The following is a 13,004-nucleotide window of genomic DNA, read 5'->3' as shown; positions in this document are numbered from 1 at the left end:
TGCCAGGCGTACGCGTTCGTCGTTGCTAGGCGTACGCGCCGAGGTCCTCGACCCCCGCGAACCCCAGCCCGTACGCGCTCATGCCCCGCCCGTACGCCCCGATGTGCACCGCCCCCGCGGAGCCGGCCAGGACCCAGCCGAACTCGGACTCGCGGTAGTGGAACGGCATCGGCACCCCGTCCACGGGGAGCGACAGCGTGGACCACTCCGGGCCCGTCAGGTCGTCCGCGAGCTCGAACGCGGTCTCCGTCTGCTGGTCCAGCCAGTCGTCCCGCAGCACGTGGTCCAGCTGGGCGGGCCAGGTGTACGCCAGGAGCCCGGAGCCGGCCAGCCAGGCCGCGGAGGAGACCGTGGTGGCGTCCAGGACGCCCGTACCGTCACCCGACCTGCGCTCCGGGGTCGCCGCGACCGTCACGACGACGGCGAAGCGCTCCTTCTCGACCGCGCTCGCGTCGGACTTTATCGACGGCTCGTCCCCGTGGCCCATCGACCCGTGCTGGACGGTCCCGTCCGCGGCCGTCCCGACCTGCATCAGCCAGCGCGCTCCGGTGAACGCGTCGTCAAGTCCGTACCAGGTGAAGGGTGCGCGCAGATAGCCTTCGGCCGTGCGCCGGGCTGCGGGCACTCCCTCCACCCGACTCGTCGTCTCCATCTCGGCCGCCTCCTCGATCCGTCGTGTCCGCGGCGGCGGACAACAGATGGAGGATAGCCACCGGCCGACGCCACGGTGCGTCAGCCCAGGTGGCCGGGTGTGGCCAGGCGCGGCTCCGGCGGGGTCAGGTCGCGTCGGAGTCGTACGGCGGTCGCTCGCCGGCGTCCGGCTTGTCCTGCTTCTTCAGCAGGTCCGGGGAGCCGTTGACCGTGGCCGGGACGGAAGCGGGCTCGGAGGCCGGCTCCGGCTCGCGGCCGTTGACCGCGTCCGCGACCTCGTTCATCTCCTTCTTGAGGTCGAAGCTGGTGCGCAGCTCCTTCAGCTCCTTGAGGTCCTCGTTCCCGTCCAGCTGCTTGCGCAGGAAGGTCTTGGGGTTGAGGTCCTCGAACTCGAAGTCCTTGAACTCCGGGCCCAGCTCGGTACGGATGTCCTGCTTGGCACTCTCGGAGAACTCGCGCACCTTGCGGATGAAACGCGAGGCGTCCTGGATGACCTTCGGCAGCTTGTCCGGGCCGAAGATGAGCACGGCGAGGACCACGAGCGTCACGAGCTCGAGTATGCCGATGTCGTTGAACACCTTGGCTGCTCCTTACACGGGTCCGGGCCCGGTCCACGGTACCCGCCGAAACAGCCGGGCGGGTACCTTCCGGTGTCCCTCACATGGCGCTCAGTCGCCCTGCGAGGAACCGAGCGTCAACGTCTTGGTCTGTTCCTTGCCGCCGCGCTTCAGGGTCAGCTCCAGCTGATCGCCGGGGCGGTGGGCGCGGATCTTCACGATCAACTCCTCGCCGCTGTGCACGCGCTGGCCGTCGACCTTGGTGATCACGTCACCGGGCCGGATGCCGGCCTTGGCCGCCGGTCCGTCCGGGGTGACCGAGGCGGTGCCGTCCTTGCCCTTGTCGCCGACCCGGGCGCCGTCGCCGTTGTACTGCATGTCGAGGCTCACACCGATGACGGGGTGGGTGGCCTTGCCGGTGTTGATCAGCTCCTCGGCGACCCGCTTGCCCTGGTTGATCGGGATGGCGAAGCCGAGGCCGATGGAGCCGGACTGGCCGCCGCCCTCCCCGCTCGAACCGTCACCGGCCGCGCGGATCGCGCTGTTGATGCCGATGACCCGGGCCTTGGAGTCGACCAGCGGGCCGCCCGAATTGCCGGGGTTTATCGGGGCGTCGGTCTGGAGGGCGTCGACATAGCTGACGTCGCTGCCGTCGCCCTTCTCGCCGCCGGCCGTGATGGGGCGCTCCTTGGCGCTGATGATGCCGGAGGTGACCGTGTTCTGGAGGTCGAAGGGGGCGCCGATGGCGACGACCGGGTCGCCGACGCGGACGTTGTCCGAGTTGCCGAGCGGGAGGGGCTTGAGGCCCGAGACGCCGGTGACCTTGACGACGGCGAGGTCGTAGCCGCTGTCCTTGCCGACGAGCTTGGCGCTCGCGGTCTCGCCGCTGCTGAAGGTGACGCTGATCTCGCCGGAGGAGGCGGCCGCGTCGACCACGTGGTTGTTGGTGAGGATGTGGCCCTGGGTGTCCAGGACGAAGCCCGTGCCGGTACCGGAGGAACCGGCGCCGCTGACGTGCAGGGTGACCACGCTGGGCAGGGCGCTGGCGGCGATCCCGGCGACGGAGTCGGGGGCACGGTCGCCGCCCTCGACGTCCGCCTGGGGCAGCTCGACGGTGGTGATGCCGCCGTTGCGCTCGACGTACGCGCCGATGGCGCCGCCGACGACGCCGGTGATCAGGGCGAAGACCAGCGCCCCGACGAGCGCGAGGCCCCGGCGGGAGCGGCGGGGCCTGCCGAGCGGCTCCGTCCCGACGCTCAGCGGCGCGGCGGGCGCGCCGGGGGCCCCGGGCGCGCCCCAGGGGTCGTACTGCACCCACGGCGTGGGCTGCGGCGCGACCGGCTGCGGGACGGGGACGGGCTGCTGCGGGACGGCCTGCGGTGGGGCGGCCTGCGGCGGCACGGCCTGGGGCGGGGCGGCCTGCTGCGGTACGGGTACGCCATGGGCCGGGGTCGCCAGCGGTCTCTGTACGGGCGGCGCGGGCGCCCAGGGCCCGGGCTCCCCGTAGGGCGGGGTCCGGTACTCGTCGGGCTCGTGCAGCGGCTGGGCCTGCGCGGGCGGCTCGGGCCGAGGTTCCGGCTGGGGCTCCGGCTGCGGGGGCACCTGGTCCTGCGGTTCGGGCAGGACCTCGGGCTCCGCGGACGCCGCTACCGGCACCTCCGCCGGCGCCTCGATCGGAGCCTCGATCGGTGCCTCCGCCGGCACCTGCTGCGCTACCGGCGCCGGTGGCGCGTCCGGGGTCGCGGGGGCGGCGAGGGTGAAGTCACCCTCGTCCGCGACCGGCGCCTCCGCTGCCGGCGGCGCCGGTATCTCGGCCGCCGGCGGCGTACTCGTCGGCCGACTCCACCACTTCGGCTTCTGGCCGGTCGGCTTCCCGTCGTTCATGCTCTCCCCGCAACAGCTGACCTGTCCGCGCCCGCCTCACGGCGGGCGCCCGTGCCGAGGATTCAACCAGGTCCGGGCTCAGCGGTGGGAGGTGAGCGGGGTCGTCGTCGGGTTGGCGTCCGCGAGCAGGCTCGGTGACGGGGTCGCCGCCGGGGCGCTCAGCGGGTTGTACCCGCTCGTGAACGCCAGGCGCAGGGCCGGGCCCGTGGGGCGTATGAACGGGGACGACTCGAAGACCGACTGGGCGGACGTGCCCTGGAGCCGCAGGGAGACGGCGTGGGCCGGCTCGCCCGGGACCAGGGGTCCGGCGGCCACCGTGCCGGTGGTCGAGCCGACGCCGATCGGGCTCGCCGTGGAGCCGATGGACGTCCGCTCCTCCGTGCGCCCGCCGCGGCCGAAGGTCGCGCCCGCGCTCGCCGCCGTGCCCGTACCGGATCCGGTGCCCGTGCCGGTGACCGAGCCCGTGCCGCTGCCCGGGCCGGCGGACCGGAGCGGGGTGACGTTCGTACCCGTGCCCTCGCCGCGCGCGCCGACGTTGACCGTCGACTCCAGCGGCAGGGCGCCACCGAGCGCGATCGCGGCGAAGGAGACCGCGCTGGCGGCCGCGATGCCGAAGCGCCGGGTGCGCCAGGACGAGCGGTCGTTCTCGGGCCGGCCGCCGACCGCGTGGATACGGAAACCGGAGTGGTGCGGGGAGACCGGGGCGGCCGTGGCGAAGCCGTCCGACCTCACTCCGCCGAGGCCTCCTCCGACGCCGCCGCCTCCGCCGAGGGCGCCGCCGCCCCCGCCGAGGGCGAGGAGTTCGTCGAAGGGTCCCCCTCGGTCGTCACCCCCCGGTCCGCCAGGGCCCCCGGGCAACCCCTGAAGGCGTGCGAGGAGCCCTTCGGAGGGCGGTGGTGGCGCGGTGGACGCGAAGACGCTCTTCAGCCGGCGCTGGGCGTCGGCCTCCGCCTTGCATTTGGCACAGGTCGCGAGGTGCGCGAGGACCCGCTCGCGGGCGTCGTGGCCGAGCTCCCCGTCGACCAGCGCGGCGAGTCGGTCCCCGAGGTGCTGCTCCGCGGGGGTCGGGCCGGCAGGACTGATGCTCACGCCGTTCCGCCCTCCCAGCCGACGGTGGCAAGCGCGCGCTCCGCCCGGGCTTCGGGGGAACGGTGCTTGAGGGCCTTGCGCAGGTGCGAGCGGCCGCGGTGGATGCGGCTGCGGACCGTGCCGAGCTTGACGCCGAGCGTGGCGGCGATCTCCTCGTACGACAGTCCCTCGATGTCACAGAGGACGACCGCGGCCCGGAACTCGGGCGCGAGGGTGTCGAGGGCCTGCTGCACGTCCGCGTCGAAGTGCGTGTCGTTGAACGCCTGCTGCGGGGAGGGCTCGCGGCTGGGCAGCCGCTCGGCCGCGTCGTCGCCGAGCGCGTCGAAACGGATCCGCTGCTTGCGGCGGACCATGTCGAGGAAGAGGTTGGTGGTGATGCGGTGCAGCCAGCCCTCGAAGGTGCCCGGCGTGTACGTCGACAGCGAGCGGAAGACGCGGACGAAGACCTCCTGCGTGAGGTCCTCGGCGTCGTGCTGGTTGCCGGTCAGCCGGTAGGCGAGGCGGTAGACCCGGCCACTGTGCGTGCTGACGATCTCCTCCCAGGTGGGCGGAGTCCACGCCTGCGATTCCGCATCCGATGCGAAGGTCGCGGTGGTGGGAGCGGAGTCGGCGGTGTGGATTCGGTCAGCGGTGTCGGTCACGGATTTCGGCTCACCCGCCGACCTGAGAAGACGCCGAAGCACTCCTCCCCGGTCCACAGGCGCAGCCGCACCTCCCCTGTCGGCTCTGGTGGTGTCCAGTGGAGCCCCTACCATAGCCACCTCGCCCGTTAGCTCCGGATAAGAATCTTTACGCGAATTTGGGGACCGGGCCGTCCGCTTCGACCGGCCACCCCTCGTGCGCGTTCTTCCCCCTGTGAACGCGCGGTCCCATCTGCGGGTTCCCGGGTCCAGCGGATACAGTCACCGTTGCGCCAACTACGGGGACAGGAGAGGGCCATTACCGCCAACCGGCCGACGAGCTGGGCGTTCGCCGACGCCTTTGTCGCCGAGGACGAAGCGCTGCGCTGGGCCCGTGACCGGGCCCGGGAGGCAGCGCTGCCCTCGGTGTCACCGGGCACCGGCGCCGCCCTGCGTCTGCTGGCCGCGTCCACGGACGCGAAAGCGGTGGCCGAAATCGGTACGGGCACGGGCGTGTCCGGGATCTATCTGTTGCAGGGGATGCGGCCGGACGGGGTCCTGACGACCGTGGACCTGGAGCCGGAGCGCCAGCAGTTCGCCAAGACGGCCTTCCGGGCGGCGGGCTTCGCGGGGAACCGGGCGCGGTTCATCCCGGGCCGCGCCCTGGACGTCCTGCCCCGGCTCGCGGACGGCGGGTACGACCTCGTGTTCTGCGACGGCGACCGCCTCGAGTGCCTGGACTACCTCGCTGAATCGTTGCGCCTGCTGCGACCGGGGGGTCTGGTCTGCTTCGAGGGCGTCTTCGCGGACGGCCGTACGGTCGACTCGGGGGCCCAGCCGCCCGAGGTACTGCGGATACGGGAGCTGCTGCGGGCGGTCCGGGAGAGCCAGGAGCTGCTGCCCTCGCTGCTGCCGGTCGGCGACGGCCTGCTGTGCGCGGTGCGCCGGGGCTGACGACGCCCTCCCCAAGGCCCCCCAAGGCCCTCAGGCCCGTGCGTACGGGCCCAGGACGGCACGTCCGCACCGTACCGACCCACACACCGACCCACATCGCCCCCCGAAACACCCCTGCCCCGGCGCGGTGGGTACCGTGCCGGGGCAGGAGTGGACAATCCTGTGCTTGTCGCGTCAGCCGACTACCTGCTTCAGGGCGTCGCCGAGGGCTTCGGCCTCGTCCGGGGTCAGCTCGACGACAAGCCGACCGCCGCCTTCGAGCGGAACGCGCATGACGATGCCCCGCCCCTCCTTTGTCACCTCGAGCGGGCCGTCGCCCGTCCGCGGCTTCATGGCCGCCATGCTCGTTCCCCTTCCTGAAACCAGCTCTTCGTCAGCCGACGGCCCCTGATCGGGAGCACACGTCACCGGCATCGAACACATTGCTTCCAGGTCATTATCCCGCATCACAGGACCCGATGACCAACATCGGAGTGCATCGCTTGCGCAACGCGCTTCCGCAAAACCGTCCATTTCGGCGATCGGCCTGCGATACTTCGCCGCCATCGCCCCGCCGCCACCCCGTAGCTCTTTGACGCAGGTCACATGTGCGAGGGGGGTGATCTCCGCCATGCTGGGCCAGTCAGGGACCGCAAAGACGCGAAGGGAAGCCGCGATGGCCGACACCGTGCTGTACGAAGTGACCGACGGACTCGCCACGATCACGCTCAATCGGCCCGAGGCCATGAACGCGATGAACGTCGAGGCGAAGCTGGCCCTGCGGGACGCCGTCGAGGCGGCGGGCGCGGACACGGCCGTACGGGCGGTCCTGCTGACGGCGGCGGGCGAGCGGGCGTTCTGCGTGGGCCAGGACCTGAAGGAGCACGTGGGCCTGCTGCTCCAGGACAAGGAGACCGGTTCGCAGGCGACGATGAACACGGTCCGGGACCACTACAACCCCATCGTCAGGGCGCTGACCGGCATGAAGAAGCCGGTGGTGGCGGGCGTGAACGGTGTCGCGGCCGGGGCCGGCTTCGGCTTCGCCCTCGCGGCGGACTACCGGGTGGTGGCCGAGACCGCCTCCTTCAACACGTCCTTCGCGGGCGTGGCGCTCACCGCCGACTCCGGGATGTCCTGGACGCTGCCCCGCCTGATCGGCGCGAGCCGCGCCTCCGACCTGCTGCTCTTCCCGCGCTCGATCACCGCGCAGGAGGCGTACGAGCTGGGCATCGCGAACAAGCTGGTCCCGGCCGCCGACCTGGCCGAGGAGGCCCTGAAGCTCGCCCGCACCCTGGCCCAGGGCCCGACGGTGGCGTACGCGGCCCTGAAGGAGTCCCTGGCGTACGGCGCCGACCACTCCCTCACGGAGGCCCTGGAGAAGGAGGACGAACTCCAGACGGCGGCGGGCGCCTCGGAGGACCACACGATCGCGGTCCAGGCGTTCCTGGCCAAGGAGAAGCCGAAGTACGTCGGCCGCTGACCGTCCTTTGCCCGGCGGGTCCGGGGCGTCCCTAGCGGGCGCCCCGGACCACGCAGGTCTTGAGGTGGTCGTCGACCAGGCCGCAGGCCTGCATCAGTGCGTAGGCCGTCGTCGGTCCGATGAAGCGGAGGCCGCGCTTCTTCAGGGCCTTGGAGAGGGCCGTCGACTCGTCCGTCACGGCCGGGACGTCGGCGGTCGTCAGGGGGGCGGGGCGGGTCTTCGGGTCCGGGGCGTGGGACCAGATCAGGGCGTCCAGCTCACCGGGGGCCCACTCCGCGAGCACCTTGGCGTTGGCCATGGTCGCGTCGATCTTCGCGCGGTTGCGGATGATGCCCTCGTCCACGAGGAGCCGCTCCCGGTCGGCCTCGCCGAAGCGGGCGACCGAGGCGATCTCGAAGTCGGCGAAGGCTCGGCGGAAGCCCTCGCGGCGGCGCAGGATCGTGATCCACGACAGGCCGGACTGGAAAGCCTCCAGGCACAGCCGCTCGAACAGCGCGTCGTCCCCGTGGACCGGACGGCCCCACTCCTCGTCGTGGTACGTCACGTAGTCCTCGGTCGACAGGCCCCAGGGGCAGCGGAGCCGCCCGTCCGGGCCCGGGACGGCCTCGCCGGTCACCGCTGCGGCCCCTCGTCCTTGCGGAGGTTCGGGCCGGCCGACGGGCCCGGGCCGCCGTGCCCGCCCGCGAGCGCCGCCTCCAGCTCCGCGATCCGGGCGTCCCGCTCCGCGAGCTCGGCGCCCAGGCGCCCGAGGACGTCGTCCACGTCCGCCATACGGTAGCCCCGCGCCGTCACCGGCAGCCGGAGCGCCTCGATGTCCTCGCGGTCCACCGGGCGGGTCCGCGGCAGCGGGTCCACCAGCTGCTCGGGCGCGACCTCGGGCAGCACCTCGCTGTCGCCCCCGCCGATCACCGCGAGGGTGACTGCGGCGACGACCACGACCATCGCGATCAGCAAAAACCAGAACACCAGCGCGCCTCTCCCCGGAGTGGAAATCGTCCCGTGCCGATCGTGCCATGCGCCACTGACAGTTAGGGTCGCAGGCGAACGGACGCGAGGGAGGACAAAAGGGATGCTGCGCTTGGGACGGCGTGAATTCGGGCCGCACGAGCCGGTGATCATGGCGATCGTGAACCGGACCCCGGATTCCTTCTACGACCAGGGCGCCACCTTCCGCGACGAGCCCGCCCTCGCCCGTGTCGAGCAGGCCGTCGCCGAGGGCGCCGCCATCATCGACATCGGCGGGGTCAAGGCGGGCCCCGGCGAGGAGGTCACGGCCGAGGAGGAGGCGCGCCGCACGGTCGGTTTCGTCGCGGAGGTACGGCGCCGGCACCCGGACGTCGTCATCAGCGTCGACACCTGGCGCGCGGACGTCGGCGAGGCGGTCTGCGAGGCCGGCGCGGACGTCCTCAACGACGCGTGGGGCGGGGTCGACCCCCGGCTCGCCGAGGTCGCCGCCCGCTTCGGCGCCGGTCTCGTCTGCACCCACGCGGGCGGCGCCGAGCCGAGGACCCGGCCGCACCGGATCGCGTACGAGGACGTCATGGCCGACATCCTGCGGGTCACCGTGGGCCTGGCCGAGCGGGCCGTCGAGCTGGGCGTGCGGCGGGACGGGATCATGATCGACCCGGGCCACGACTTCGGGAAGAACACCCGCCACAGCCTGGAGGCGACCCGGCGGCTCGGCGAGATGACGGAGACGGGCTGGCCCGTGCTCGTGTCCCTGTCCAACAAGGACTTCGTCGGCGAGACGCTCGACCGGCCGGTCAAGGAGCGGGTGCTCGGGACGCTGGCGACGACGGCGGTTTCCGCGTGGTTGGGGGCGCGGGTGTATCGGGTGCATGAGGTGGCGGAGACGCGGCAGGTCTTGGACATGGTGGCGACGATCGCCGGGCATCGTGAGCCTGCCGTGGCTCGGCGCGGGCTGGCGTAGCCCGGAGCGGTTCGGGGAAGGGGCGGGCGCCTGCGGCGGGCTTCTTCCCCACCCCGCCCCTTCCCGAACCGGGGCTCTGCCCCGGACCCCGCGCCTCAATCGCCGGCGGGGCTGGAGGTTGCCACCTGCCGCCGGCGAAGCTGGAGGTTTGCTGCTACCTGCCCGTCTCCTTCGTCACCAAGGCGACCGCCTCGTCCACGTCGTCCGTCACGTGGAAGAGGAGGAGGTCTCGCTCCGAGGCCTTGCCGCCCGCGACGACCGAGTCGCGGAGCCAGTCGACAAGGCCCTTCCAGTACTCCGTACCGAAGAGGACGATCGGGAAGCGGGTCACCTTGCGGGTCTGGACCAGGGTGAGCGCCTCGAAGAGCTCGTCCAGGGTGCCGAGGCCGCCCGGGAGGACGACGAAGCCCTGGGCGTACTTCACGAACATCGTCTTGCGGACGAAGAAGTAGCGGAAGTTGACGCCGATGTCGACGTGCGGGTTGAGCCCCTGCTCGAAGGGGAGCTCGATGCCGAGGCCGACCGAGATGCCCTTGGCCTCCCGCGCCCCCTTGTTCGCCGCCTCCATGGCGCCCGGGCCGCCGCCCGTGATGACCGCGAAGCCGGCGTCCACCAGCGCGTGGCCGAGCCGTACGCCCGCTTCGTACTCCGGCGAGTCCGGCTTCGTACGCGCCGAGCCGAAGACGCTGATCGCGCTCGGCAGTTCGGCGAGGGCGCCGAAGCCCTCGACGAACTCGGACTGGATGCGCATGACCCGCCACGGGTCGGTGTGCACCCACTCCGAGTCGCCCTCGGTGTCCAGCAGACGCTGATCCGTGGTGCCCGGCTGGACCTGGTCCCGGCGCCTCAACACCGGTCCCAGCCGCTGCTCCTCCGGCTTCGACGCTCCCTCGGGGATACCCATGGCCTGCTCCCTCCACCGATCCACTGATCTTCTGATTCGGTCAGGGTAGGTCCACAGACGTGACAAAAAGCAGAATTTCGGCTGTCAGGCAGTGAGCCAGTCGCGGAGCCGTGCCTCGCAGTGAACGATCCGTTCCACTACGACGTGCTCGTCCACCTTGTGCGCGTAGATCGGGTCGCCGGGGCCGTAGTTGACCGCGGGGACGCCCAGCGCGCTGAAGCGGGCCACGTCGGTCCAGCCGAACTTGGGGTGGGCCGTGCCGCCGACCGCCTTCATGAACGCCTCGGCCGCCGGGTGGGAGAGGCCGGGCAGGGCGCCTCCGCTGTGGTCGTCGACGACGAACTCGGCGACTCCGCAGTCGGCGAACACCTCGCGCACGTGCGCCTCTGCCTCGGCGGGGGTGAGGTCGGGGGCGTAGCGGTAGTTGACGGTGACCGTGCAGGCGTCGGGGATGACGTTGTTGGCGACGCCGCCCTCGATCCGGACGGCGTTGAGGCCCTCGTGGTACTCCAGGCCGTCGATGACCGGCCTGCGCGGCTCGTAGGCGGCGAGGCGGGCGAGGATCGGGGCCGCGGTGTGAATGGCGTTGGAGCCCATCCAGGAGCGCGCGGAGTGGGCGCGCTCGCCCTCCGTGCGCAGGAGGACGCGCAGGGTGCCCTGGCAGCCGCCCTCGACCTCGGCGTTGGAGCCTTCGAGGAGGACCGCGAAGTCGCCCTCCAGCCAGTCCGGGTGGGCCTCGGCGACCTTCCCGAGGCCGTTGAGGTGGGCGGCGACCTCCTCCTGGTCGTAGAAGACGAAGGTGAGGTCGCGGTTGGGCGCGGGGACGGTGGCGGCGATCTTGAGCTGGACGGCGACGCCCGACTTCATGTCGGAGGTGCCGCAGCCCCACAGGATGCCGTTCTCGTCGAGCCGCGACGGCACGTTGTCGGCGATCGGCACGGTGTCGATGTGGCCGGCGAGGATCACCCGCTCCTCGTGCCCGAGGTGGGTCCGGGCGACGACGTTGTTGCCGTACCGGTCGACGGTGAGGTGCGGCAGGGTCCGCAGGGCCAGCTCGATCGCGTCGGCGAGCGGCTTCTCGGTCCCGCTGACCGAGGGGAAGTCGACGAGCGCGGCGGTGAGCGCGGGGCCGTCCAGCGTGAGGTCGAGGGGAGCGTTGTCAGCCATGTGCCGACCCTAACCCGGCCTCCAGTACGGTGGGCCCCGTGTCCGAGCGCAGCCGTAACCCCCGCACCGCCCGACCCGCCCGAACCGGCCGTCTTGCCAGGTACACGGCGGGCCTCGCCGTGCTGTGCGGACTGATCGGCTATGTGGGCGTGCACCATGTCACCGGCTCCAAGGGTGCGCCCATGTGCACCGTGGGCAGTGGCGAGAACACATACGAGTTCACCCCGGACCAGGCGGCGAACGCGGCGACCATCTCGGCGGTCGGCACGACGCGCCGGATGCCGGAGCGGGCGGTCACGATCGCGCTCGCGACGGCCATCCAGGAGTCCGCGCTGCGGAACATCGAGCACGGCGACCGGGACTCCCTCGGCCTGTTCCAGCAGCGGCCGTCGATGGGCTGGGGGACGGCGAAGCAGATCATGGACCCGGTGTACTCCTCGGGGAAGTTCTACGACGGCCTCGCGAAGGTTCCGGGGTACTCGCGGCTGCCGCTGACGGTGGCGGCGCAGAAGGTCCAGAAGAGCGGCTTCCCGCAGGCGTACGCGAAGCACGAGCCGGACGCGGCGCTGCTCGCGGCCGCGCTGACGGGCCGCTCGGCGGCCGCCCTCACCTGTACGACGAGCGCGCCGGAGGCCAGGCCGCCGGGCGACCCGGCGCAGGTACGGGCGGAACTGGTACGGGCCTTCGGCAAGAAGGCCGCCCCGAGGACGACGGCCGCCGGCAGCACGGGCACGGGCGCCGGCCGGAACGCGGGCGGCGGCACCGACGCCAAGCCCGGTACGGCCGTGCTCTCCGTCCCCGTCATTCGCACGCCGGACACGGGCGCCCGGCACGGCTGGGAGCTGGCCCACTGGGCGGTGGCCCGCGCGGACGACCTCCGGATCGCGGAGGTCTCGTACGGCGGCATGGTCTGGCGCGCGAGCGACGCCTCGGGCAAGTGGGCCAAGTCGAGGGCCCCGGAGGGCACGGCCGCGGAAGAGGTCCGCATCCGGCTGGAGCCGTAGCCAGAGCCGGTCGCCCTAGCCGTTCGCCCCTCGGGCAGCCGTGCGGGGTGTCACCCGACCGTGTATTCGGCGGGTCTGCGGCGGCCTCGCTCGGGGGCGCGTCACTCCGACCCCGTACTCCCCTTGTGCCGCAAGGGGAGTGACGGTTCCGCAGGGTTTGGATCTTCTGGGCGTTCGTCCGCTTTCCTCCCCACCCGATAATGCGATCCATCGCGCGGGCTTTACCTTCGAACGCCGAAACCTCCCCCTCCCCCGCCTCGGTTGAGCACGGCGTCAGAACGTTCTCTCCCGTCGAAGGAGCACCATGTCCCTCCCCCTGACCCGTCGGATCGCCCGCGCCGCCCTCCTCGTCGCGGCCGGAGCAGCCCCCGTGGTCGGTGCGGCCGGCTCCGCGAGCGCCATGGACCACAACATCGCCCCCACGGGCGCCCTCTCCGGCATCAGCTCGCTCGACGCCGCCGGGGCCGGCAGCACGGTCGACGGTGCCTCGCAGACCGCCACCGGTGTCGTCGGCGACACCGGCAGCAAGGCCGTGGGCAAGGCCGTCCCGGCGGCCGGCAAGACCGTGGGCTCGGCCACCAAGACCGCCGCCCCGGCCGCGCAGCAGATCGCGGGCGACACCGCGGGCAACGCGGGCACGGTCGTCGGCGAGACCGCCCCGTCCGCGGGCGGCCTCGGCGGTGTCCCCTCCCTGGGCGGCCTGCCGCTCGGCGGCTGACCCCCGGACGTACGGGAAGGGCCCGGGGAGCGTGTGCTCCCCGGGCCCTTCCGCGTCACGCCGTCCG

Annotated in this window: 15 protein-coding genes; 5 read left to right on the top strand and 10 right to left on the bottom strand. The window is 72.5% G+C overall.

The features are described from left to right. Positions 1-25: 25 nt before the first annotated feature. The 5 genes from ACWCO8_RS16505 to sigE form a co-directional block, all read right to left on the bottom strand. Positions 26-652 carry a hypothetical protein gene (locus ACWCO8_RS16505; protein WP_451032766.1) on the bottom strand — a complete coding sequence of 209 codons (627 nt, stop codon included), beginning with the start codon at positions 650-652 and terminating at the stop codon, positions 26-28. A gap of 124 nt (positions 653-776) precedes the next feature. Continuing rightward, positions 777-1,229, bottom strand: a complete 453-nt coding sequence (locus tag ACWCO8_RS16500) for a sec-independent translocase (RefSeq protein ID WP_451032765.1) — start codon at positions 1,227-1,229, stop codon at positions 777-779. A gap of 90 nt (positions 1,230-1,319) precedes the next feature. Then, positions 1,320-3,092 (bottom strand): S1C family serine protease, encoded by a 1,773-nt coding sequence (locus ACWCO8_RS16495; RefSeq protein WP_451032764.1) that lies wholly within the window; start codon positions 3,090-3,092, stop codon positions 1,320-1,322. 78 nt (positions 3,093-3,170) lie between these two features. Continuing rightward, on the bottom strand, positions 3,171-4,181 hold the full coding sequence (locus ACWCO8_RS16490; protein WP_451032763.1) for an anti-sigma factor family protein: 1,011 nt from the start codon (positions 4,179-4,181) through the stop codon (positions 3,171-3,173). Continuing rightward, positions 4,178-4,936: an RNA polymerase sigma factor SigE gene (gene sigE / locus ACWCO8_RS16485; protein WP_352191173.1), complete on the bottom strand. Its 759-nt coding sequence runs from the start codon at positions 4,934-4,936 to the stop codon at positions 4,178-4,180. The genes ACWCO8_RS16490 and sigE overlap by 4 nt, the downstream gene beginning before the upstream one ends. Positions 4,937-5,089: 153 nt before the next feature. On the opposite strand from sigE, the gene ACWCO8_RS16480 reads away from it, so the two are divergent. Further along, positions 5,090-5,755 (top strand): O-methyltransferase, encoded by a 666-nt coding sequence (locus tag ACWCO8_RS16480; RefSeq protein WP_362011176.1) that lies wholly within the window; start codon positions 5,090-5,092, stop codon positions 5,753-5,755. Between the two features lie 174 nt (positions 5,756-5,929). Here ACWCO8_RS16480 and ACWCO8_RS16475 read toward each other — a convergent pair whose 3' ends face one another. Then, on the bottom strand, positions 5,930-6,097 hold the full coding sequence (locus tag ACWCO8_RS16475) for a DUF3117 domain-containing protein (RefSeq protein ID WP_006346801.1): 168 nt from the start codon (positions 6,095-6,097) through the stop codon (positions 5,930-5,932). A 313-nt stretch (positions 6,098-6,410) separates the two neighbouring features. Here ACWCO8_RS16475 and chcB point away from each other — a divergent pair, with 313 nt between their 5' ends. Continuing rightward, on the top strand, positions 6,411-7,214 hold the full coding sequence (chcB, locus tag ACWCO8_RS16470) for a 2-cyclohexenylcarbonyl CoA isomerase (RefSeq protein ID WP_362011174.1): 804 nt from the start codon (positions 6,411-6,413) through the stop codon (positions 7,212-7,214). A 31-nt stretch (positions 7,215-7,245) separates the two neighbouring features. Here chcB and ACWCO8_RS16465 read toward each other — a convergent pair whose 3' ends face one another. Both ACWCO8_RS16465 and ACWCO8_RS16460 read right to left on the bottom strand, forming a co-directional pair. Then, on the bottom strand, positions 7,246-7,830 hold the full coding sequence (locus tag ACWCO8_RS16465) for a DNA-3-methyladenine glycosylase I (protein WP_451032762.1): 585 nt from the start codon (positions 7,828-7,830) through the stop codon (positions 7,246-7,248). Continuing rightward, positions 7,827-8,180 (bottom strand): DivIVA domain-containing protein, encoded by a 354-nt coding sequence (locus ACWCO8_RS16460; protein ID WP_451032761.1) that lies wholly within the window; start codon positions 8,178-8,180, stop codon positions 7,827-7,829. Before ACWCO8_RS16460 ends, ACWCO8_RS16465 begins: the two co-directional genes overlap by 4 nt. 103 nt (positions 8,181-8,283) lie before the next feature. On the opposite strand from ACWCO8_RS16460, the gene folP reads away from it, so the two are divergent. Beyond that, positions 8,284-9,144: a dihydropteroate synthase gene (folP, locus tag ACWCO8_RS16455; RefSeq protein WP_362011166.1), complete on the top strand. Its 861-nt coding sequence runs from the start codon at positions 8,284-8,286 to the stop codon at positions 9,142-9,144. Between the two features lie 154 nt (positions 9,145-9,298). Here folP and ACWCO8_RS16450 read toward each other — a convergent pair whose 3' ends face one another. Both ACWCO8_RS16450 and dapE read right to left on the bottom strand, forming a co-directional pair. Beyond that, positions 9,299-10,048: an LOG family protein gene (locus ACWCO8_RS16450; RefSeq protein ID WP_315891326.1), complete on the bottom strand. Its 750-nt coding sequence runs from the start codon at positions 10,046-10,048 to the stop codon at positions 9,299-9,301. Positions 10,049-10,132: 84 nt separating this feature from the next. Next, positions 10,133-11,215: a succinyl-diaminopimelate desuccinylase gene (dapE, locus tag ACWCO8_RS16445; protein ID WP_451032760.1), complete on the bottom strand. Its 1,083-nt coding sequence runs from the start codon at positions 11,213-11,215 to the stop codon at positions 10,133-10,135. A 29-nt stretch (positions 11,216-11,244) separates the two neighbouring features. On the opposite strand from dapE, the gene ACWCO8_RS16440 reads away from it, so the two are divergent. Together ACWCO8_RS16440 and ACWCO8_RS16435 are read left to right on the top strand one after the other, a co-directional pair. After that, the gene (locus ACWCO8_RS16440; RefSeq protein WP_451032759.1) at positions 11,245-12,219 is read left to right on the top strand and encodes a hypothetical protein; all 975 of its coding nucleotides are present in this window, start codon (positions 11,245-11,247) and stop codon (positions 12,217-12,219) included. A gap of 304 nt (positions 12,220-12,523) precedes the next feature. Beyond that, positions 12,524-12,937, top strand: a complete 414-nt coding sequence (locus ACWCO8_RS16435; RefSeq protein ID WP_451032758.1) for an ATP-binding protein — start codon at positions 12,524-12,526, stop codon at positions 12,935-12,937. Positions 12,938-13,004 lie beyond the last annotated feature (67 nt).

This window comes from Streptomyces sp. NPDC001927, from assembly GCF_053594455.1.
Note: the sequence above shows the minus strand (reverse complement) of the source record. Positions and strands in the feature narration are given on the sequence as shown.